The 21610-nt window shown below is 62.4% G+C and carries 17 protein-coding genes; 3 read left to right on the top strand and 14 right to left on the bottom strand.

Annotation, left to right across the window (positions count from 1 at the left end; genetic code table 11):
* Positions 1 to 13: 13 nt before the first annotated feature.
* The gene (locus G3N95_RS18510; protein WP_205971545.1) at positions 14 to 844 is read right to left on the bottom strand and encodes an SDR family oxidoreductase; all 831 of its coding nucleotides are present in this window, start codon (positions 842 to 844) and stop codon (positions 14 to 16) included.
* A gap of 145 nt (positions 845 to 989) precedes the next feature.
* Between G3N95_RS18510 and G3N95_RS18505 the strand changes: the two genes are divergently transcribed.
* Positions 990 to 1883, top strand: a complete 894-nt coding sequence (locus tag G3N95_RS18505) for a helix-turn-helix domain-containing protein (protein ID WP_205971544.1) — start codon at positions 990 to 992, stop codon at positions 1881 to 1883.
* 20 nt (positions 1884 to 1903) lie between these two features.
* Here the strand turns inward: G3N95_RS18505 and pobA are convergent, their stop codons facing one another.
* Positions 1904 to 3076: a 4-hydroxybenzoate 3-monooxygenase gene (gene pobA / locus G3N95_RS18500; RefSeq protein WP_205971543.1), complete on the bottom strand. Its 1173-nt coding sequence runs from the start codon at positions 3074 to 3076 to the stop codon at positions 1904 to 1906.
* A 234-nt stretch (positions 3077 to 3310) separates the two neighbouring features.
* Between pobA and G3N95_RS18495 the strand changes: the two genes are divergently transcribed.
* On the top strand, positions 3311 to 3664 hold the full coding sequence (locus G3N95_RS18495) for a BON domain-containing protein (protein WP_205971542.1): 354 nt from the start codon (positions 3311 to 3313) through the stop codon (positions 3662 to 3664).
* A 30-nt stretch (positions 3665 to 3694) separates the two neighbouring features.
* Here the strand turns inward: G3N95_RS18495 and G3N95_RS18490 are convergent, their stop codons facing one another.
* The 10 genes from G3N95_RS18490 to norR form a co-directional block, all read right to left on the bottom strand.
* On the bottom strand, positions 3695 to 4156 hold the full coding sequence (locus tag G3N95_RS18490) for a (2Fe-2S)-binding protein (protein WP_205971541.1): 462 nt from the start codon (positions 4154 to 4156) through the stop codon (positions 3695 to 3697).
* Positions 4144 to 6450: a molybdopterin cofactor-binding domain-containing protein gene (locus tag G3N95_RS18485; protein WP_205971540.1), complete on the bottom strand. Its 2307-nt coding sequence runs from the start codon at positions 6448 to 6450 to the stop codon at positions 4144 to 4146. Before G3N95_RS18485 ends, G3N95_RS18490 begins: the two co-directional genes overlap by 13 nt.
* 665 nt (positions 6451 to 7115) lie before the next feature.
* Entirely contained in the window at positions 7116 to 8393 is a 1278-nt protein-coding gene (locus tag G3N95_RS18480; RefSeq protein ID WP_205971539.1) for a virulence factor family protein, read from the bottom strand.
* Entirely contained in the window at positions 8390 to 10984 is a 2595-nt protein-coding gene (mprF, locus tag G3N95_RS18475; RefSeq protein WP_205971538.1) for a bifunctional lysylphosphatidylglycerol flippase/synthetase MprF, read from the bottom strand. The genes G3N95_RS18480 and mprF overlap by 4 nt, the downstream gene beginning before the upstream one ends.
* 576 nt (positions 10985 to 11560) lie before the next feature.
* Positions 11561 to 13117: a DHA2 family efflux MFS transporter permease subunit gene (locus G3N95_RS18470; RefSeq protein ID WP_205971537.1), complete on the bottom strand. Its 1557-nt coding sequence runs from the start codon at positions 13115 to 13117 to the stop codon at positions 11561 to 11563.
* A gap of 71 nt (positions 13118 to 13188) precedes the next feature.
* On the bottom strand, positions 13189 to 14490 hold the full coding sequence (locus tag G3N95_RS18465; RefSeq protein ID WP_205971536.1) for an efflux RND transporter periplasmic adaptor subunit: 1302 nt from the start codon (positions 14488 to 14490) through the stop codon (positions 13189 to 13191).
* Positions 14491 to 14535: 45 nt separating this feature from the next.
* Positions 14536 to 16044 carry an efflux transporter outer membrane subunit gene (locus tag G3N95_RS18460; RefSeq protein ID WP_205971535.1) on the bottom strand — a complete coding sequence of 503 codons (1509 nt, stop codon included), beginning with the start codon at positions 16042 to 16044 and terminating at the stop codon, positions 14536 to 14538.
* A gap of 36 nt (positions 16045 to 16080) precedes the next feature.
* Positions 16081 to 16518, bottom strand: coding sequence for a MarR family winged helix-turn-helix transcriptional regulator (locus tag G3N95_RS18455; RefSeq protein ID WP_205971534.1), 438 nt, complete (start codon positions 16516 to 16518; stop codon positions 16081 to 16083).
* A gap of 158 nt (positions 16519 to 16676) precedes the next feature.
* A complete protein-coding gene (locus G3N95_RS18450; protein ID WP_205971533.1) occupies positions 16677 to 17114 on the bottom strand; it encodes a MarR family transcriptional regulator in 438 nt (145 codons plus the stop codon).
* A gap of 87 nt (positions 17115 to 17201) precedes the next feature.
* Entirely contained in the window at positions 17202 to 18800 is a 1599-nt protein-coding gene (gene norR, locus G3N95_RS18445) for a nitric oxide reductase transcriptional regulator NorR (RefSeq protein WP_205971532.1), read from the bottom strand.
* Positions 18801 to 18931: 131 nt separating this feature from the next.
* Here norR and hmpA point away from each other — a divergent pair, with 131 nt between their 5' ends.
* A complete protein-coding gene (gene hmpA / locus G3N95_RS18440; protein ID WP_205971531.1) occupies positions 18932 to 20113 on the top strand; it encodes an NO-inducible flavohemoprotein in 1182 nt (393 codons plus the stop codon).
* Positions 20114 to 20228: 115 nt separating this feature from the next.
* Here hmpA and catC read toward each other — a convergent pair whose 3' ends face one another.
* Positions 20229 to 20519 carry a muconolactone Delta-isomerase gene (gene catC / locus G3N95_RS18435; protein ID WP_205971530.1) on the bottom strand — a complete coding sequence of 97 codons (291 nt, stop codon included), beginning with the start codon at positions 20517 to 20519 and terminating at the stop codon, positions 20229 to 20231.
* Between the two features lie 125 nt (positions 20520 to 20644).
* Complete coding sequence (catA, locus tag G3N95_RS18430; RefSeq protein ID WP_205971529.1) at positions 20645 to 21547, bottom strand: catechol 1,2-dioxygenase; 903 nt, start codon at positions 21545 to 21547, stop codon at positions 20645 to 20647.
* Positions 21548 to 21610: the final 63 nt, after the last annotated feature.

Genomic DNA, 21610 nt, shown 5'->3' with positions numbered 1-21610 from the left:
ATGTCCTTTTGCTTTAGCGTGTCGCGCCTGCCTTTGCTTCGTAACCGGGGCGCGGCACCAGGTCCATCAGCATGCATTCCAGTCCCCCGTCGACGGTCAGTTCCGTGCCATTCACGTAGCTCGCGCGCGGACTCGCGAGAAACGCGACCGCGTCCGCGATATCGACCGGTTCGCCGATGCGGCGGCTCGCCGTCATCGCGCTGCGGCGCTGTTCGACGTCGCCTTGCGCATAGAACGACGCCGACAGCGGCGTGCGGATCATGCCTGGACATACGGCGTTGCTGCGCACGCCGCGCGCGCCCCACTCGGCCGCGATCTGCTTCGACAGCATCGTGACGGCTGCCTTGCCGGGGCTATACGCGCCGCTCCATGTCTGCGGATGATGCGCAGCCACCGACGCCACATGCACGATGCTGCCTGCGCCCTTGCGCAGCATCGCGCGGCCGAATGCCTGCGCGCATAGCATGTAGCCGGTGAGATTGACCTGAAGCATCGCGTTCCATGCGTCGAGCGCAATGTCTTCGATGCCGCCCGGACGCAGCAAGCCCGCGTTGTTCACAAGCACATCGGCTGCACCCAGTTTTGCTTCGACGCGTTCCGCAGTCGACTCGACGCTCTTCGCGTCACCGATATCGCATTCGAATGCGTATGCTTCGATGCCGTTCGCGACCAGCGTCTGCGCAAGGTCTTCGCACTTTCCCGCTTCGCGGTCCAGCAATGCGATGCGTGCACCGCTTTCGCCGAGCACGCGCGCAATCGCACTGCCTATACCGCCCGCCGCGCCCGTCACGACGCAAACCTTTCCTTGGAGCGCCAGCCATTCCGCGTTTATTTGTTTAGTCATCCCAATCTCCATGTCTTCATTCCGATCGGCGATTCATCGGTACGATCGCGCGATTCATGGAGAAAAGTATAGGGACGCACGGTGTGCCTGGATTGGACAAAGAGCACGCATCGCAGGACAATCCGTACACAGGAGACGAAACGGCATGAGGAAAATCCCTAACTACGATCTGTACGGCGAATCCGCGCGCCCGCCCTGGTTCGACGCGTTCAATTTCGAGTGGATTGCCGAACGCAGCCGGCCGAATGACTGGCATATCGCCGCGCATCGGCACGACGCGCTCTTGCAGATTCTGTACATACGCAGCGGCAGCGGGCATGTCGTGATCGAGAGCGAGAAACACGCGCTCTCGCCGCCCTGCGTCGTCGTTTTGCCCGCGCAAACCGTGCATGGGTTCGTGTTTTCGCCCGACATCGACGGGCTTGTCATCACGGCTGCGCAGCGCGCGCTTGAATCGATTTCGAAGGCAGTGTCGCCCGGTCTGCTGCCTGTGATTCAGCGTGCAGGCGTAATTCCCGTGAGAGCGTCGGCGGGTGACGACACATTGATGCCGCTCTTCACGCTGCTCGAACAGGAATACCGCGGCAATGCACGCGGTCATATCGCAGCGGGGATGTCATTGATGATTGCACTTTTCGTGCAAGTGTCGCGATTGAGCGACGCGGCGGCAATGTCCGCGACGAGCGCCGTCGCCGACCGCCGCAGCGGGCAGATCAAGCGCTTTCGTGAACTGGTCGCCGCACACTTTCGCGAGCATCGTCCCGTTGAGTTCTATGCGGAGAAACTGGGCATCACGACGGCTCAATTGAGCCGCATTTGCCGCGACGAACTCGGCCATTCGCCGATGTCGCTAGTGAATGAACATCTGATACGCGAAGCACAGCGCGATCTCGTCTATTCAGGCCTGACGATCAAGCAGATCGCGCATGCGCTGGGCTTCGAGGATGCGGCTTATTTCAGCCGCTATTTCCGCAAGCAGACGGGCGCGACGCCCAAAGAATTTCAGGCCGCCGCGCACACCGATCTGTCTTTGAACTGAAGCGTCTTAAAGCTTAAGCCTTAAACCGCGACCGCACCCACATAGTTCTCGGCCATCGAAATCGCCGCGCTGCGCGATGTTGTCACGTGCTCGAGTTCCGCAACCTGCAATTGCTGCTCGAATGGCGATGCATCGTCGAGTCGGTGCATCATGCGGGTCATCCAGTACGAGAAATGCTCTGCACGCCAGATGCGCTTGAGCGCCGTTTCGCTATAGCGTTCCAGCTGATCGCTGCGATCTTCCTTGTAGAACGCGCGCAATGCATCGGACAAAATGCGCACGTCGGAAACGGCGAGATTCAAACCCTTGGCGCCCGTGGGCGGCACGATATGCGCTGCATCACCGGCGAGGAACAGACGGCCGTGTTGCATCGTCGTCGATACGAAACTGCGCATGCCGACGATGTTCTTCTGGAAGATCTTGCCTTCTACCACCTTGTGACCTTCATCCGAATCGACGCGTGCGTGCATTTCCGCCCAGATGCGATCGTCGGACCAGTTGTCGACGTTGTCCTTCGGATCGCATTGGAAGTACATGCGCTGCACGTTAGGCGAGCGCGTGCTGACCAGCGCAAAGCCGCGCTCGTGACGCGCATAGATCAATTCGTCGGAACTCGGCGGCGCTTCGGCCAGAATGCCGAACCAGCCGAACGGATAAACACGCTGATAATCGCGGCGCAGTGCTTCGGGAATCGCGTTGCGTGAAATGCCCTGCGAGCCGTCGCAGCCGATGATGAAATCGCATTGCAACTCATGCGCTTCGCCTTGATGGCGATAGCGGATAGTCGGCGTCGTGCCGTCGATATCGTGCAGCGAGACATCCGACACGCCGAAATACAATGCGCCTTGCGCCGCCACGCGCGCGGCGACCAGATCCTTGATGACTTCGTGCTGCGCGTAGACCGTGATCGATTTGCCCGTGAGGTCGGTGAGATCGATGCGGCGGCGCTTGCCTTCGAATGCGAGTTCGAACCCGTGATGCAGCGCACCTTCCGCTCTCATCCGCTCGCCTACACCGGTTTCCGTGAGCAGATCCATGGTGCCCTGCTCGAGCACGCCAGCGCGGATCGTCGATTCGATCTGCTCGCGGCTGCGCGATTCGAGCACGACTGAATCGATACCCTGCAGATGAAGAAGATGGGAGAGAAGCAGTCCAGCAGGACCAGCGCCAATGATGCCGACTTGGGTACGCATGAGTGTGTCTCCTGAATGCGTGGTGCGTTGCTTTGATGTGGGTCAAAGTGTGCCGTCGGCGCCTCTATCGAGCAACGCAATAGCGTGAATAAGCGTTATCTCCAATCGCGATAGTAGATGAGTGCGGGTTTTCCCTAGGCAAACAAACGCAGCGTTGGCGGAAGCGGATTGTTTGCCTATCTTTACTGAGCGGTCCCGCTAAGCGGTCCCGAACGCAAACAAGGAGAAGCAATCATGAAGATCCGCAGGGCTCTGCAATGGCTTGCCGTCGTCGGTTGTGTGACGCTGACGTCAAACGTGTATGCGCAAGCGAGCGATACGTCGATGGCGTCCGCTCCCGCTACCCATTCAAAGAAGGCGACATCTGCGGACAAGAAGCTCGCCCGCGACGTACGCAAGGCTTTGTCGAAAGCACCGGGCTTCAACGTGTCGAACGTTTTCGTGAAAGCGCGCGGCGGCGCCGTGACGTTATCGGGCAGTGTCCCTGAGGGATCGCAGATCGAGGAGGCGGCGCAAATAGCGAAAGGCGTGGAGGGCGTGACGTCCGTCACCAACAAGCTGACGCTGTATTCGCACGGGAATAATTGATCGTTTGCCGGGAGGGCGGACAGGCTTGTGTCATGTTCGCTTGCCCTGCCCCGTCGCTTCGAGAATGGCCTGCCTGATGCGCGGATAAGTGCCGCAGCGACAGATGATGCCGTGCATCGCGCAGTCTATTTCCTTTACGCTCGGTGTCGGATTGCGCTGTATCAGCGCACTTGCCGCCATTAATTGAGCGCTCTGGCAATAGCCGCATTGCACGACGTCGACGCGCATCCATGCGTCTTTCAATGCGCGTGCTTGCGGTCCGTGCAAACCTTCTATCGTCGTGACCTGATTCGCGCCGATGTCAGAGAGCTTTTCCTGACACGACGTCTTCGCGTCCTTGCCGACGTGCACCGTGCACGCGCCGCACACGCCGACGCCGCAGCCGAATTTCGTCCCCGTCATTTTCAGTTCGCAGCGCAAGACCCAAAGCAGCGGCGTGTCGGGCTCGGATTGCACCTCGACTGTCTTGCCGTTGAGATTCAGCTTGAGCATGTTGCACCCCCGGCATACAGCTTCGTTTTGAGCGGCAACGCGTAATCGCGCGTGCCCGTGAGCGCGTACAGCGCGTTCGCGACGGCGGGTGCAACAGGCGGCACCGCAGACTCCCCGACGCCTTGCGGATGGCTTTTCGACGGCATGATCTCGACGGAGATATCCGGGCACTCGTCCATCCGCACGACATCGAATTCGCTATACAGGCCCTGAACGACCGCGCCGTCATCGAGCGTGATCTCTTCCTTGAACGCGGCGGAAAGGCCGAAGACGACCGCACCTTCTACCTGCTGACGGATGAGATTCGGATTGACGGGCAAGCCGCAATCGATCGCGCAATACACATGCTCGACCTTCACCGTGCCGTCCTTCTGCAGGGATACATCCACCACCTGCCCGACCACGCTGCCGAAAGCTTCGTGCAGCGCGACACCGCGAGCATGCTTGACGCCCTTCTCCGTCCACACTGCAGGCATGCGCCAGCCGGACATGCTCGCCACTTTCCGCAGTACGGCGAGATGCCTCGGATGCTTCGTCAGCAGGCTCGCGCGAAACGCGACGGGATCCTTGCCCGCCAACGCAGCCAGTTCGTCGATAAAACTTTCGATAAAGAACGCCTGATGCGAATGGCCGACGGAACGCCAGAATCCGACGGGCATCGGCAGTTCTATCGTGCGTTGCCCGATCCACACGTTCGGCATTTCATACGGCTGATCGAACGAGCCTTCGGAAACGGTCTTGTCGATGTTGAGGCCGAGATCGGGAATGCGATAGTTGCGCGCGAGCCAACTGGCCACCACCGACTGGCTCACCGACGCGTTGTGCCACGCTATCAACTGCCCCTGCTCATCGAGTCCCGCCCTGAAGCGCGATACGCATGCGGGCCGATAGAAGTCGTGACGCATGTCCTGCTGACGCGTCCAGAGCGTTTGCACCGGGCGTCCCTCTGCTTCGCGTGCGATAGCGACCGCCTGCGCGATGAAGTCGACTTCCAGCCTGCGCCCGAACGCGCCGCCCGGCATCTGCTGTTGCAGATCGACCTGATCCGTGCCGATGCCGAGCACTCGCGCGACATGCATGCGCGCGACGGCAGGCACCTGAGTCGCCGCCCACACCGTCGCCTTGCCGTCCTTCACTTGCGCCGTGCAATTCACGGGCTCCAGCGGAGCATGCGCGAGATAAGGCGCGCGATACTCCGCCTTCAGCGTGTGCGCAGCGCGGCCCAGTGCGCCGTCGACATCGCCGTGGCTATACCACGCGTGCCCTTCGCTTTCGTCGAGCGCCTTCGTGAGGCGCTTCTCGATCTCCGGAACGGTCAGCCCTTTCATGGGACCCTCGTTCCAGCCGATCTTCAACATGTCGAGCGCTTTCATCGCGATGAACATGTTCTCCGCGATCACCGCGACGCCGCCTGTGCCACCGTTGTACGCATCGACGGCGAAGATCTTGTGCACGCCGTGCAGCGCCCCTGCCGCCGAAGCGTCGAAGTGCGCAACGGTGCCGCCGTGCGTCGGACACATCGCGATGCTCGCGTAGAGCAGCCCCTCAGGGACGACATCGATACCGAAGACCGCGCTGCCGTCCAGCTTCGATGCGGCTTCGATGCGCGTGAGCGGCTTGCCGATCAGTTGAAATTTCTCGGGATCCTTCAGCACGGGTTTGCGCGGCAACGGCTGACGCGCCGCCTCCATCGCGAGTTGCCCGAACGCGGCCTTGTGCCCCGCGTCGTGCACCACCATGCCCTTTTCGATGCGGCAATCGGCAGCCCTGACGGCCCAGCGTTCGGCAGCCGCCGCGATCAGCATCGCGCGCGCGCATGCGCCTGCTTCGCGCATCGGCTGCCAGAGATCGTTGATCGTCGACGAGCCGCCCGTCATCACCGTGCCGAAATCACGCGCAAGCTTACGCGTGAACCACACGACGGCTTCCTTGACGACACCGTCATCGTCGGGGCGAAACGGCAGATCGCCCGCCACGCTTTCGATGTTGTTGTAGATCTCATCAAGCGGCGCATTGGCCACGCGGATGTCGGCCCAATTCGCGTCGAGTTCTTCCGCGACGAGCATCGCAAGCCCCGTGTGCACGCCCTGCCCCATCTCCGTCCTGCACATCATCACGGTGACGGTGTCGTCGGCGGCGATCTTCACATAGCCGTTGAGTGCCGCTTCGCCGGGACGCACGGGCATCGGCTCCGACGCGACCAGCCGCTGACGCGGCGGCAGCGCCGACCATCCGATAACCAGCGCACCGGCTACGCCCACGCCGCCCAGCAGGAAGGTTCGACGCTTCAGCATGGCATCTCTCAGAGGAATCCAGCATGGACACCAGTAAAACGCACCAGCCGCGGCTCAACTGAAAACCCTGCGAATTCAAGCACTGCCACTGCGCCGCTGCGCGCGTCCGCCACATCTGCAATCTGTCCGGTTCGACAAGCGCCACTCATTTCCGTCAACGTTCATATTAGTGCGCGTTGCGAATTTCGCCGCATTCAATGAACGGAAAATAAAGGCTGAAAAGATTGCGACGATGCGGCAATTCCCGCATCGTCTTTTGGCGCAATGCGCGTGCGAAGTGCAATAAGCGCATTCGCTTCGATGTCGGGCAAAGGCGTTTAAAGCGCGCTGCGACAAGGCTTTGGCGTATGTCTCCCTGCATGCTGCACTGCGGTTGAAACGCAGTGGCATATCGCTTGCATTATTGATCGGCAAGCGCTGTGTCACGACGACCGCCTGGTCTCGGCAGTCGCACAGGGAGAGGAGAGATGCCTTATCTGATTGGTTGGTTGCTAGGTGTGCCGCTTATCGTCCTTGTGATTCTGTATCTGATTTTCCACTGAGGACGCACAGCCAGCGCGATCATTGCGATCGCTTCCCAGAAGTACAAACGCGGGGTACGCCCATATGGGGTACACCCGCGTTTCATTGCCTTCTTTTCTAACAGACTCCGCTTCCGCTTCTCATCAGGCTCCGTTGGCCTGCTTTTTCAATGCATTGAGAATGCGTTTTTCAAGCGCGGCATAGTCGTGTCCGAAGTGATGATCGCCCGTGGTACGGATCACTTCGACGCCCGTTTTCGTGAGCGTCGGGCAAAGCGTGTCGTCCTCGTGCTCGCCGTAGAAGCACTGCACGATCTTCGGCGGCAGGCGCGCGAATTCCGGCTTCACCGACAGAGCCTTGTCGCTGGCGGGCATGCCCAGCCAGCCGGTCACGCGAATCTGGAAGTCCGCCGAGGGTGCGAAGCCCAGCAGCGAGATCAGCGAGACCTTCGCGCGCACGGCATCGGGCAGACGGTTGTACGCGAAGGGCATCACGTCGGCGCCGAACGAATAGCCGATCAGCGCGACGTGATCAGCATGCCAGCGGGTCGTGTAGGTTTGCAGCACACGCGCGAGATCATGGCTCGTCTGCTGCGGCGAGTGCTCGGACCAGAAGTAACGCAGGCTGTCCCAGCCGATCACGGACACGCCGTCCTTCTGCAATTCTTCGGCGATCGTCTTGTCGAGGTCGCGCCAGCCGCCGTCGCCGGAAATCACGATTGCCATCAAGCCCGTCGGATGCGCGGCAGGCAGTTCGATCAGCGGCAGATCGGAGACGTCTTCTTCCTTCATCACCGCGACGCGCAGATGCGGCGTCGTCAGTTCGACGATGCGCTGCGTGCCCGCCGACGTATTCGCATCCGTTTCGGCGAAACCGGGCAGACCAGGACCGTGCGTCACGGTCGGGTCCGGCGCACACGGATTGAAGCGCTTGTCGAGATTGCCCTGCGCCGCGACGGACACTGCGCCCGCCACGGTATTTTCAGGCGCCTGCTTGAGCACCTGCATTGCGAGCGTCGCGCCCTGGCCCGTGCCGGCGACGATCGGCATGAAATAGCGGTTCGACTGCACCTGCCGTTCGAGCTGATGGCTCACGGCTTCGGCATCGCCCACCAGCTGATGACACGCTTCCTTCTTTGCAGCGAGATTCGCCACGTACTTCGCGGTATCGACGCCGACCACCATCGCGCCGTTCTTCGCGAGCGCGTCGGCCGCCTGCTGGTCGGCGGGTTTCCAGCCGCTTTCACGCGAGAACAGCACGACGAAGCCGCGCACGTCGCCCACGGGCTTCGTCACCGTGACGTCGCCATAGCGGCCGCCCGATACCGTCTCATACGCATGCGCCGCCGGCACGACGCCGGCGAACGAGCACAACGAAACGCCCGCCAGTGCGGCGAGCCGGTAAAACTTTTGCATGATCATGAACGCCGGCCCCCTGCCAGCAGCGAAAGGTCGGCAAGCGTGAAGAACACGCCGACTGAACCAGATGCAGCGAGATAGCGCGGCTCCCAATGAGGCTGGAATTTGCTCTTGAAAGCGCGCAGTCCGCGGAAGTTGTAGAAGCGGCCGCCGAAGCGCCACACGATGTTCGCAAGCCGATGCCAGCGCGACGCGAGCGGCGTCGGCGACATGCCGGAGAACGGCGCGATGCCGAGGCTCAGCGAACGGAAACCCGCCTGCTTCAGATGCAGCGCGAGCTGCGTGAACAGATATTCCATCGCATACGGCGATGCCTGCGGCACGTGGCGCATCACGCCGACGGTCGCCTCGGTGTTGAGATCGGTCGTCATGAAAGTGACGAACGCAACGGGCTCGCCGTTCTGACGCACCAACATCACCGATTGCGCGGCCAGATAGTCTTCCGTGAATGCAGCAACGGAGAAGCTCTTTTCGCGCGCATCGCGGCTGTCGAGCCAGCCATCGGAAATCGTGCGCAGCGTCGCGATCGATTCGGGCACGCGCGCCGGCTCGATCACTTCGACCGAGAAGCCGTCGCGCTCGCAGCGCTTGAGCGCATAGCGCAGATGCGCGCGATGCGAGCCCTTCAGATCGAATTCATCGAGCACGACGTGCGCTTCCTCGCCGAGCTTCATCAGCGTGAGGCCGGCGTCGAGATACAGCGGCAATGCATTCGCGCGCACCTGATAGAACGCTGCGCGGCCGCCGTGCGCATGCGCGAGCGCCACGAACTTGCTGATCAGATCCGCCCACTCCGCGCGCGGTCCGACCGGGTCGTGCAGTGCCGCCCACGTGCGGCCGTACTTCGCGTACATCAGGAATGCCTGGCGCGACTCGGAGAACAGGAAGCTCTTGTCGCCCATCAACGCGAGGCCCGCGTCGCTGCGCTCCTGCGCGCGGAAGATACGCGCGGCGTCCGCGAGATCCTGTTGCGCGGGCTTCACGAAGCGGCCCGCAGCAGGACGCAGCAACTGCCAGAAGCAGAAGGTCGCGGCGAACAGGCTCGCGGCAAGCGTCGCGCGCAGCGCACGCGGTGCGCGCTCGTCGAAGGCGAACTGCCACCACAGATCACGCGTATAGGGCACGTCGCGGAACGCGAACAGCATCACCCACACCGCGAGCATCAGCACCATCGCCACGGAAACCAGCCAGCCCGCCGTGAAGGGCTCGGCGAACAGCGACGAGCGGCGGTTGAAGCGCGAACGCGTCGCGATCAGCAGCGCGATGAGCGTCGTCAGGACGCCCGCTTCGACGAATGCAAGACCCTTCGTCAGCGACAGCGCGAGACTCACGACAGCGAGACCCAGCGTCAGCCACCAGGCCGCATCGAGACGCCTCGACAGGCCGCGCGCGACGAACAGCAGCGCGACGCCGACCACACTGCACAGCATCTGCGAGCTTTCGAGCACCCACAGCGGCACCAGGTCGCGCAGGATTGCGATGCGTTGCAAGAAGGCAGGCGTCGCGCTCGAAATCACCAGCATGCCGCCGACCACGAAGGTCAACAGGCTAAGAAACAGCGGCGCGAGTTGCGAAACCGTGGCTGCGTGATGCAGCGGCAGGTGCTTCTTCAGCGCGCGTCCTTCGAAGCCGGCCAGCAGGCCCGCCGATACGATGAGCGGCAAGCCGAAATAGATCGCGCGATACGCGAGGAGCGCGGCGACCATCGAATGCGTCTGCACGCTGCCGCCGAGCGCGAACACCATCGCCGCCTCGAACACGCCAACGCCGCCCGGCGTATGGCCGATCAGGCCGAGCAGCATCGCGGCCGCGTAGATCGTGATGAACGACACGAAACCGACATGCGCATGCGGCAGCAGCGCCCACAGCGCGAGACCGGCTGCGACGACGTCGAGCACGGCCAGCAGAACCTGCGCGATGAAATCGCGGCGGGCGGGGATATCGAATGAGAGCCAGCTCCAGCGTGTACGGATTTGGCGCGAGGTCTTGCCGCACGCGAGCGTCATCAGACCGAGCATGGTCAGCAACGCCGTGCCGCCCCATGCGAGCGCGCCTGTCGGGCTGTGCAGCATCGGCGCGAGCGTCGACGCATCGCACAGCATGCCCAGCGCGGTCATCAGAACGAGCGCCAGTGCGAGCGACACGCTCGTGAACACCGTCATGCGGCCGATTTGCGCCGGCGTCACGTCGGCGACGGCGTAGACGCGCGCGCGCACCGCGCCGCCCGTCAGCGCCCCGAAGCCGGTCGCGTTGCCGAGCGCCGAGCCCGCCGTCGCGCCGATCCACAGCGCCGCGCGCGGCACCGCCTTGCCGATGTAGCGCAGCCCGACGGCATCGCGCCCCACGAGGGCGATATAGCTGAGGATCGTCGCACCGAGCGCAGCCGACCATTCGCCCGCCGTCAAGTGCCGCAGATGACGGATCACCGAGCGGTAATCGACTGCTTGCGACAGATGCTGGAACACGATCAGAAGCAGCACGCAGACGCCGAGCGACAACGCAGGCGACAGCACGCGGCGGCTGCCGGCCGCGGCGCAGGCTCGCTGAAGCAGCACGGCCGCGCGGCTAAATGAAGAACGGGGGTGGTCAGACATGGATGAATCCGGGTATTGCCTGATGCAACAGCAATGGTCTCGTTGCTGAAGCATCGAATAAGGTTGGATTTCGGAGCGCGCCGGACGCTATTACTGTCCGAATTTCGCCTGTTTCAACTCTTTACAAATGGACAACGGCAAATTGTCCAAAAGGTTGACATCGGGAACGACCCGAAGGCGATTTTTTGCAGTTTTCGCTTAAGAAATCCTGATATGGAGGATGGCCGACCTGAAATTGAGTCGAATTTTCCTGAGCTTTAGGGCGGTGCGGCTCGCGGCTGCCAGCCGGGCGCCGCAGCGGCAGCCCGCGTGCGGACTCGCTTTCCAGCCGGGGCGGCGCGGCGGATGTACCGGCTGGTACAAACCCTGACGACGCTCGCACCCCATTTCATCCATTAGAGCCCGGACGCACGATACCAGATTTGACCTTACGTTTACCCTTATTTAACGTTCCACGGGCTTTCAACACCCTACGTTTCCGCGACGGACAGCCGCCCGATTTCCGGCGTCCCAATGCGAAAGGCCCCGGTTGCGTCGCCAACCGGGGCCTTCCATTTCAATTCGCGTGCGCCGTGCTCAGTGCGCGCCCGACGCCGCAGCGCCACCGCCGCCCTTGCCGGGCTTCGTCAGCCAGATCAGCGGAATGATCACGATGAAGATCATCGACGACAGCCAGAAGATGTCGTTTAGACCGAGCATCGCGGCCTGCGCGTTGAGCGACCGTTCGAAGAATGCAACGGCCTGATCTGTGCCGCCGCCGAGCGTCGCGTGGATGCTCGCCAGCGCGTTCCCGTAATCCGGGTTGTTGACGCTGGACTGCTCGGCCAACTGCGCATGATGCAGGATCGTCCGGTTGTTCCAGCCCGTCGTGATTAGCGACGTGCCCACGCCGCCCGCGAAAATACGCACGAAATTCGACAGGCCCGCTGCCGCAGGAATCTTCTCGGCGGGCAAGCCGGACAGGATGATCGCCGTCAGCGGCACGAAGAACAGCGCCATCGGAATGCCTTGCAGCAGTGTCGGAAGAATCAGGGTCCACTGATCGACGCCCGTCGTGTAGTGCGAGCGCATGATGAACACCCCTGCAAAGCCGATGAAGGCGAGCGTCGCGAGCACACGCGCATCGGACCTGGGCATGATCTTCGCCATCACGGGCGCGAGCAGCACGGCGAAGATGCCGAGCGGCGCCGTGACGAGACCGGCGTCGACCGAACGATAGCCGAGGTAGCCCTGAATCCATTGCGGCAGGATCACGAGGTTCGCAAAGAACACGGCATACGCAACCGAAATCGCGATCGTGCCGCCACGGAAGTTCTGCCCCGCAAAAAGCCGCAAATCGATGATCGGGTTTTTCTCCGTGAACTCCCAGATCAGGAAGAACAGGAAGCTGATCGCCGCGATGATCGTCAGCGTCCAGATCACCGGCGAGTTGAACCAGTCGAGGTCCTTGCCCTTGTCGAGCATGATCTGCAGCGTGCCGACCCACACGGCGAGCGACAGCAGACCGACCTTGTCGATAGGCAGCTTGCGCGTCACGGATTCGCGGTCGCGATAAAGCATCCAGGTCACGCCAGCGGCGAACAGGCCCACGGGAATGTTGATGTAGAAGATCCACGACCAGCTGTAGCTGTCCGTAATCCAGCCGCCGAGCGCGGGGCCCGCGATCGGACCGACGGTCGCCGTCATCGCCCACAGCGACAACGCCGTCGAGCTTTTCTCCTTCGGATATGAGGCGAGCAGAATCGCTTGCGAGAGCGGCGTCAGCGGCCCCGCCACGAGGCCTTGCAACACCCGCGCGGCCAGCAGCACGACGAGATTCGGCGCGACGCCGCACAGCCACGACGAGAACACGAACAGCAGGATCGACAGGACGAACAGCTTGATCTGCCCGACGCGCTGCGTAAGCCAGCCAGTCAGAGGAATCGCGACGGCGTTGGCCGCCGAAAACAGCGTGATGACCCACGTGCCTTCATCGACGGATACGCCGAGATTGCCGGAGATGGTCGGAATGGCAACGTTCGCGATGGACGAGTCCAGCACGTTCATGAAGGTGGCGAGCGCGACGGCGAGCGTCGCGAGCACCAGCTTGCCGCCCGTAAACGGCGGCGGTGCAGTTTGCGTCGAAGGATTCATGGTTTTCTATCTGACCTGTCAGGTAATCGTGTACGCGAAGACGCGTCGATGAACCGAGTGTCCGCTCCGCTTTAGCCCGCGTGCTGCGCCGGGCCGGCTTTGTCGCCGGGCTCGCGCTTCGCCAGCGGGCGGGATTCCGCACGCGTCGGCACCATGTTCTGCGCGATGATCCTGTCGATCTCCGCGTCGGCCTGCGCGCCGTATTCGGCGAATACGTCCGTGCGATACGTCGTGTTCTGTGCGGCACCGAGTTGCGCGCCCGTGTTGTCGCGCGTGTCCACGTCGACTTCCATCGACAGCCCGATACGCAGCGGATGCGCTTCGAGCTCCTTCTCGTCGAGCTGGATGCGCGCGGGCAGGCGTTGCACGACCTTGATCCAGTTGCCTGTCGCGTTCTGCGCGGGCAGCGTGGCGAACGCGCTGCCCGTGCCGGCTGAGAAGCCCACAACGCGGCCGTGATATTCGACCTTGCCGCCGTACACATCGGCCGTTAGCGTCACGGGCTGGCCGATGCGCATGTTGCGCAACTGGCTTTCCTTGTAGTTCGCGTCGACCCACACGCCGTCGAGCGGCACGACGGCCATCAACGGCGTGCCGGGCGATACGCGCTGTCCGACCTGCACCGAACGCTTCGCGACATAACCGGTGACGGGCGCGGGCAGCGTGTTGCGCGCATACGCGAGGTACGCATCGCGCACCTTCGACGCCGCGGCCTGCACGTTCGGGTGCTGCGCGACCGTCGTGCGATCGGTCAACGCACGGTTAGCCTCCGCCTGCTGACGCGCGGCGTCGAGTGCGGCCTGCGCGGCCGTCACGGTGTCGCGCGCATGCGCGATGTCTTCGGCGGATACGGCACCCGTGCCGGCAACCGCCTGGCGGCGGCGCAGATCGTCCTGCGCGCGCGACAGATCCGATTGCTTCTGCGCGACGTTCGCCGCATAGAAGTCGTTGTTCACGTACAGGCTGCTGACTTGCCGCACGGTCTGTCCGAGCGTCGCTTCGGCGTTGCCGAGCGCGACTTTCGCGTCGGCATCGTCGAGCTTCACGACGGAGTCGCCCATCTTCACGATCTGCGTATCGTCGGCATTCACGGCGATGACGGTGCCCGTCACTTGCGGCGTAAGCTGCACGAGATTGCCGCTCACGTAAGCGTCGTCGGTAGTCTCGTGGTAGCGCGCATACGTCATGTAGTACGCGCCGTAAGCAGCAGCCGAGATGACGACGGCCGCGCCGAGCAGCGACAGCAGCAGCTTGCGTTTGCGCGTGTTGGGTTCGGCGGCGCTCGCAGCGCGGGGCGCCGCCGCTTCCGGCTTCGCGTGCGGTGCTTGCGGCGTTTGCGTCGTATCGCGCTCGGTGGTTTCGATTTCGCTCATGTTCTGTTCTCCTGGCAATTCGGTCGGTAGGCGATCGGTATGCGCTCAGTGCGCGGCGTTGGCAGACGTTTCAGCGGCGGACGCGACGTGCGCGTTCTGATCGCTGTTCGACGTATCGACGAAGCCGCCGCCCAGCGCGGATGCAAGCGCGATCTGCTGATCGCGGCGGTCCATGCGCAGGTTCGCGACGGCCTGATCTGCGGCTAGCGCATTCACGTCGGCATTCAGTACGGTCAACTGGTTCGTGAGGCCGGCCTTGTATTGCACGAGCGCGAGTGTGTCGGCCTGGCGCGCGGCGTCCTGCGCGGTTTGCGCGTCGCCGAGTTGTCCGTCCGTCGAACGCACGCCGGCAAGTTGCGTGGCAACCTCGCTCAACGCGGTAACGAGCGTCTGGTTATAGGTCGCGACGGCATAGTCGAAATCGGCGTAACGGCCCTTCAGTTGCGCGCGCAGTTCGCCGGCATCGAAGATGGGCAGATGAATCGCGGGACCGACCGACGCGGTGCGGCTCGCCGCCGTCAAAAAGCGGCCGAAGCCGAACGCGTCGAGTCCGATCGCGGCGCTCAGGTTGATGTCGGGATAGAACTCAGCCTTCGCTTCCTTCACGTCGTGCGTCATCGCGTCGACGCGCCAGCGCGCAGCAACGATGTCGGGACGGCGGCTCACCAGATCGGCCGGCAGGTTGTCGGGCAGATTCACGTCGTCGCCGATGCCGAGCGTGGGGCGTGCGATCTGAAGTCCACGGTCCGGCCCTACGCCGAGCAACGCAGCAATCTGATAGCGCGTGGCGAGGATCTGACCGTCGAGCGATTTCAGCGACGCTCGGCTCGTCGCGAGATTCGCCTGCGCCGTCTTGCGCTCGACCTCCGTATCCAGGCCCGTCGCGATGCGGCCCGCCGTGATCCTGTCGATCTGTTCGCGCCGCGCGATTTCCTGCTGTGCGATATCGCGCAACGCATACAGACGCGCAAGCTGGTTATAGGTGCGGGCGATCGACGTGGTCAGTGTCAGCTTGACCACCTCCGCATCGGCCTGGCTCGCCTGCAGTTGCGAAATCGCCGCCTTCAGTGCCTCGCGATTCTTGCCCCACAGGTCGAGATCGTACGATGCGGTCAGCAGGCCCTTGTTCTCCGTCTGCCACGAGCCGCCCGTCGGAGGCGGCACGAGCGCCGTGCTCGAATACTGCTGGCGCGTGAGCGAATAATCGGCGTCGACGCGCGGCATCGTGCTCGCCTTCGCCGTTTCGCTATAGGCCGCCGCCGACGCCACACGGGCGCGCGCCTGCTCGAGCGTCGGACTGCCCTTCAGTGCCTCGTCGATCAACGCCTTCAGTTGTGCGTCGCCAAACTGATCGGCCCAGTTGGCGGCGGGCCAATGGCCCTGCTCGGCGGGAATGCTTTGCTGCGTCGCGTACTGCTGCGGCTCAGCCGTCTTCGCATCGCTATGAATGCCTGCATAGTTCACGCATGCCGACAGCACGGCAGCGAACATCACCGAGACGCCGATTTTCAGTGCGCCCGAAGCGCGCCGTCCGGCATTTGATTGATTGCTCATTGTCTGACCTATCAGATAATCGGATAAAAAAAACGCTCAATCGTTGAGAAACTTGCGAAGCAGACGGCGCAGTTCATCGAACTCGTCCATGGTGAAGCAATGAAGCCGCGCATTCAGCACGTCGGGTGCAATCTCCGTGATCCGCAGCGCAACCTCGCGGCCTGCATCCGTCAGTTCGAGATTCACCACACGGCGGTCGTCCTGATTGCGCGTACGAGTCAACATGCCGAGCACTTCGAGTTTGTCGAGCGTACGCGTCATCAGGCCCGTATCGATACCCAGATGCCGCGACAGCATCGCCGGCGTGGTATCCGTGCCGCGCAACAGCGACATGAAAATTCCGACATGGTGAGCCCGCACGTTCAGCCCCTTCACCGCAGCGTCCATTTGCCCGACGATCAGATTGCGTGCCTTGCTGATCGCGAAACCAACGTTGTCGGTCAAATGAAAATCTTCCTTCGAATAGTGCGACATCTCTGACTCCTCGCTATTTGCACGAACAATACTTGACAGGTCAGATATAGTCAACGGCACTTGAGCGCAACTCATTGTTACGTCAGATGCAACAGCACTTATCTTTCAAACGGATAATGCGGCGGAGGCAGGCGGGAGACAGAAGGGAAGCGGCGGCTTCAGTCGCTGAGGAATTTACGCAGCAGGCGGCGCAGTTCGCTGAGTTCGGCCTTCGTAAAGTCCTTCAGACGCGCATTGAGCACGTCGGGCGCGATTTCGGGAATCTGGTCGGCGACCGCGATGCCGGCTTTCGTCAGCGCAAGATTGACGACGCGACGGTCTTCTTCGTCGCGCGAGCGCACCACCAGCCCTTTCGCTTCTAACTTGTCGAGCATGCGCGTCATCAGGCCCGTGTCGATGCCGAGCATTTTCGACAGTTCGAACGGCGTCGACGCGAGCTTCTGCCGGAGCATCAGCATGATGCCCATTTGCTGGCTGGAGATATCGAGATCTTTCAGCGCCGCGTCCATCTCGGTCACGATCAGGTTGCGCGCCTTGACTAGCTGATAGCCGACGCTCTCTGTGAGCCTGAAATTGTCTTTGGTGTAGTGACGCACGCGTAGCCTCCTGAACGATCGATCGGCGATCTGACTGACAAATCAGATACTACCAAATCAGATCTCCGCGGCACTGCGAATGGGCGGCTATTTCAACCCGAGGCGCTTGGCAAGCCGGTTCAGGTTCGCACGATCCATGCCGAGCGTGCGCGCAACGGCCGCCCAGTTGTGGTTGTTGCGCTCCAGTGCTTCGCTGACCAGCGTGCGCTCGTAAGCGGTGACGGCACTGCGGAAGTCGGTGCCGTTCGCTTCGCCGGCAGCGGCGGAACCCGCATTCGATACCGCTGCAGGCAGTTCGCCGCCATTGTTCGCCGACATGCCGAGATCCGCCGCCGTCAGCGTGAGGATGCGCGGGCGCTCGCGGTGGCGCGACAACGCCTTGAACGCGCTACGGCCGATCATATGTTCCAGCTCGCGCACGTTGCCCGGCCAGTTGTACGACAGCAGCGCAGTTTGCGCGTCCTGCCCGAGACGGATGCTGAGCAGCCCGAGCCGCGCGCGGTTGTCTTCGAGGAAAAAACCGGCGAGCAGCAACACGTCGCGTCCGCGCTCGCGCAACGGCGGCACGCGCAACGGATACACGCTCAGCCGGTGATACAGGTCCGCGCGAAAACGCCCGTCGCGCACTTCTTCAGCGAGATCGCGATTGGTCGCCGCGATAAGCCGGACGTCCACCTTGTGCTCGCTATCCGAGCCGATGCGCTGCAACTGGCCGTTCTGCAGCACACGCAGCAGCTTCGCCTGCACGCCGAGCGGCAGTTCGCCGACCTCGTCGAGAAACAGCGTGCCGCCGTCGGCGAGTTCGAACTTGCCGCGCCGGTCCGACGATGCGCCGGAAAACGCGCCGCGCACATGGCCGAACAGTTCGCTTTCGACCAGCGTATCCGGCAGCGCTGCGCAGTTCAGGCTGATCATCGGCTTGTTCGCGCGCGGCGAACCGCTGTGGATCGCGTTCGCAACCAGCTCCTTGCCGACACCCGTTTCACCCGTGATCAGCACGGTCAGATCGCTGTTCGCGACCACGCGGATTTCATTGACCAGTTGCTGATGCGCCGTACTGCTGCCGATCAGCTCGCGGCTGCTCTGCCCGCTCGCCTGGCGGTAAGCCTCCGCGCGCTGACGCTGCTCTTCCGTATTGCGTTCGAGCGTGTCGATGCGCTCCGCGACACTCACCGTCGCCGCCGCGAGACTGAGGAACGCCTGCAGCGTATTCATGTCGATGCTGTCGAAACGCTCGGGGTTTAGCGAATCGAGCGTCAGCAGACCCCACGGCCTGCCGCCGATCAGTAGCGGACAGCCGAGGCAATCGTGCACTTCGAGGTGGCCGCTCACGCCCTGCACGAGACCGTCGTAAGGATCGGGCATGTCCGAGTCGGCGGGAAAGCGCGTCGGGTGCTCGCTCGACAGCAGCGCTTCGAAACGCGGATGGTCACTCACGCGAAAACGGCGGCCGAGCGTGTCGCCCGTCAGCCCGTCGATCGCGAGCGGCACGAGGGTGTCGTCATCGAGACGCAACAGGGCCGCTGCATCGCCGGGGAAGAGCGTACGCAGCGTGGTCAGAAGACGGCGATAGCGCTCGCGCTCCGGCAGGTCGCGCGACAGGTCCTCGACTAGCGGAATCAGCGCGTCGAGCACCTCGGATGCAGTCAGTTTAACCTCTATAGAGGTCGTTTTAACCCTTGTCATATCCACGCCTGATATTTCTAAGCGACTGATTTTACGACGATTTAAAGCTGGCCCGATAGCTGCATTAGAAACTGCCGAAGCCCGCTGCATTTGCGCGGGACCCACTCACCCCAACTGCGAGGAATCAACTCATGCTGTCAGCCGAACATCGCGCAATCGTCAAGGCAACCGTTCCGCTGCTCGAGAGTGGCGGCGAAGCGCTCACGACGCACTTCTACAAGACCATGTTGTCGGAGTACCCGAGTGTGCGCCCGCTGTTCAATCAGGCTCACCAGCAATCCGGCGATCAGCCGCGTGCGCTTGCGAATGCGGTGCTGATGTATGCGCGTCATATCGAAAAACTCGAACAACTCGGCGGACTGGTTTCGCAAATCGTCAACAAGCACGTCGCACTGAACATTCTGCCCGAGCATTATCCGATCGTCGGCACATGTCTGCTGCGCGCGATCCGCGAAGTGCTCGGACCGGAAATCGCAACGGACGCCGTGATCGAAGCGTGGGGCGCCGCGTACGGTCAACTGGCCGACCTGCTGATCGGCCTCGAAGAGAAGGTGTATGTCGAGAAGGAAACGTCGAAGGGCGGCTGGCGCGGCACGCGTCCGTTCGTGGTCGCGCGCAAGGTCAAGGAGAGCGACGAGATCACGTCGTTTTATCTGCGCCCCGCCGACGGTGGCGACGTGCTTGAATTCCAGCCGGGTCAGTACATCGGCTTGCGCCTGATCGTCGACGGTGAAGAAATTCGCCGCAACTATTCGTTGTCGGCTGCGGCGAACGGCCGCGAATATCGCATCAGCGTGAAGCGCGAACCGAACGGCAAGGGCTCGAACTTTCTGCATGATTCCATCAAGGAAGGCGACACGCTGGATCTGTACGCGCCGTCGGGCGACTTCACGCTGGAACACAGCGACAAGCCGCTCGTGCTGATCAGCGGCGGTGTCGGCATCACGCCGACGCTTGCGATGCTGAATGCCGCGCTGCAAACGTCGCGCCCGATTCACTTCATTCACGCGACGCGCCATGGCGGCGTGCACGCGTTCCGCGACGTGATCGACGAACTGGCCGCGCGTCATCCGCAGCTCAAGCGCTTCTATGTGTACGAGAAGCCGCGTCAGCAGGACGAGGCGCATCACGCCGAAGGCTTCATCGACGAAGACCGTCTGATCGAATGGATGCCGGCGACGCGTGACGTCGATGTGTACTTCCTCGGGCCGAAGCCTTTCATGAAGGCCGTCAAGCGTCACCTGAAGGCGATTGGCGTGCCGGAGAAGCAGAGCCGTTTCGAGTTCTTCGGCCCCGCCGCCGCACTCGATTGATACCGCGTTTTTTGTTGTAGTGGTTGTTGTCTGTTGAAGCTACCCAGTAGTACTTTGGAAGAGACGATGTTTCGGGTCTCTTCCTTTTTCATCTGGGCTTGCGCATAAAAGGCGCTTAGCGATCGTCGTCGTGAATGGACGACGGATGACGGCACATCGCATCGACGGTCACTTCCATATACGGATAAAGCGGCAACTGCATCAGCAGATCGTTTAGCTGCGCCGGACTTTCGACATCGAACACACTGTAATTGGCGTACAGCCCCGCAATGCGCCACAGGTGTCGCCAGATGCCTTCTTTCTGCAGACGCTGCGCCATTGCCTTTTCAGTGGCCTTCAATTCATTGGCGCGTTCGACGGGCATATCCGGCGGCAGCTTGACGACCATCTTGACGTGAAAAAGCATGCGTGTACTCCCTTAAAGGTTCGTTGCGCGGCGTTCGTCGCAACTCGCGCGATTCAAACAAAAGCGGCCGCCTGAAGCGGCGGCCGCGTTCACACCACTATGTGCCCTGCTGCCGTGCAGCGCGATCAGGCACGCACGCGTTCCACTTCGCTCGTCGGCACGTCGTTGCGGTCCTTCACGAGGCTGAAGTCGAAGTCGATCAGCGCAAACTGGCCGTCGATGCCATAGGGCTTGCCCGTTGCGCCCTCTTCCTTCTTCACCGCGGGCACGAGACCCTCGCGCGTCGCGAATGCGAAGTCGTCCCACAGATACGGATCGCCTTCGATGTTGATCTGCGTGGTCAGCTTGCGGAAGCCGGGCGCCGATACGAAGAAGTGAATGTGCGCCGGACGATGACCGTGACGGCCGAGTTGATCGAGCAGCTGTTGCGTCTTGCCGCCCGGCGGCACGCTATAGCCGATCGGCACCACGCTGCGGAAGCTGTACACGCCGTCTGCGTCAGTGCGAATCGAGCGGCGCAGGTTGAACTCGGCTTGCGACTTGTCGAAGTGCGAGTAGTTGCCCAGATGGTTCGCGTGCCACACTTCGACGAGTGCGCCCTTCACCGGCTGGCCGTCGTCGTTGAGCACACGGCCGCGCATCACGAGCGTTTCGCCCGGCTCGTTGCCGTTGTCGAGACGCGCGTGGCCCGTCGACTCCGGCGCGCCCGCCACATACAGCGGACCTTCGATCGTACGCGGCGTGCCGCCCGCGACGCCTGCCTTCGCTTCCGCTTCGTCGAGGCGCACGTCGAGGAAATGCTCGAAGCCGAGACCCGCTGCCAGCAGGCCCAGTTCGCCGCTTTGGCCCGCTTCGCCGAGGTAGTTCAGCGCGGCCCAGAATTCGTTGGGCGACACGTCGAGTTCGTCGATCGTGACGAACAGATCGCGAACGATGCGGTTCACCACTTGCTTCGTGCGTGCGTTGCCTTCGTGCGTGGCGCTTGCGTTGATCTTGTTCAACAGCGCGTCGATGGTTTCGATGTTCATGGGGATGTCTCCTTTTAGTCCAATCACTGATGACGATGCCAAATGTGCTTTACGGGCTGCGGA

This window comes from Paraburkholderia sp. Tr-20389, assembly GCF_017104565.1.
In the GTDB taxonomy this organism is placed as follows: domain Bacteria; phylum Pseudomonadota; class Gammaproteobacteria; order Burkholderiales; family Burkholderiaceae; genus Paraburkholderia.
Note: the sequence above shows the minus strand (reverse complement) of the source record. Positions and strands in the feature narration are given on the sequence as shown.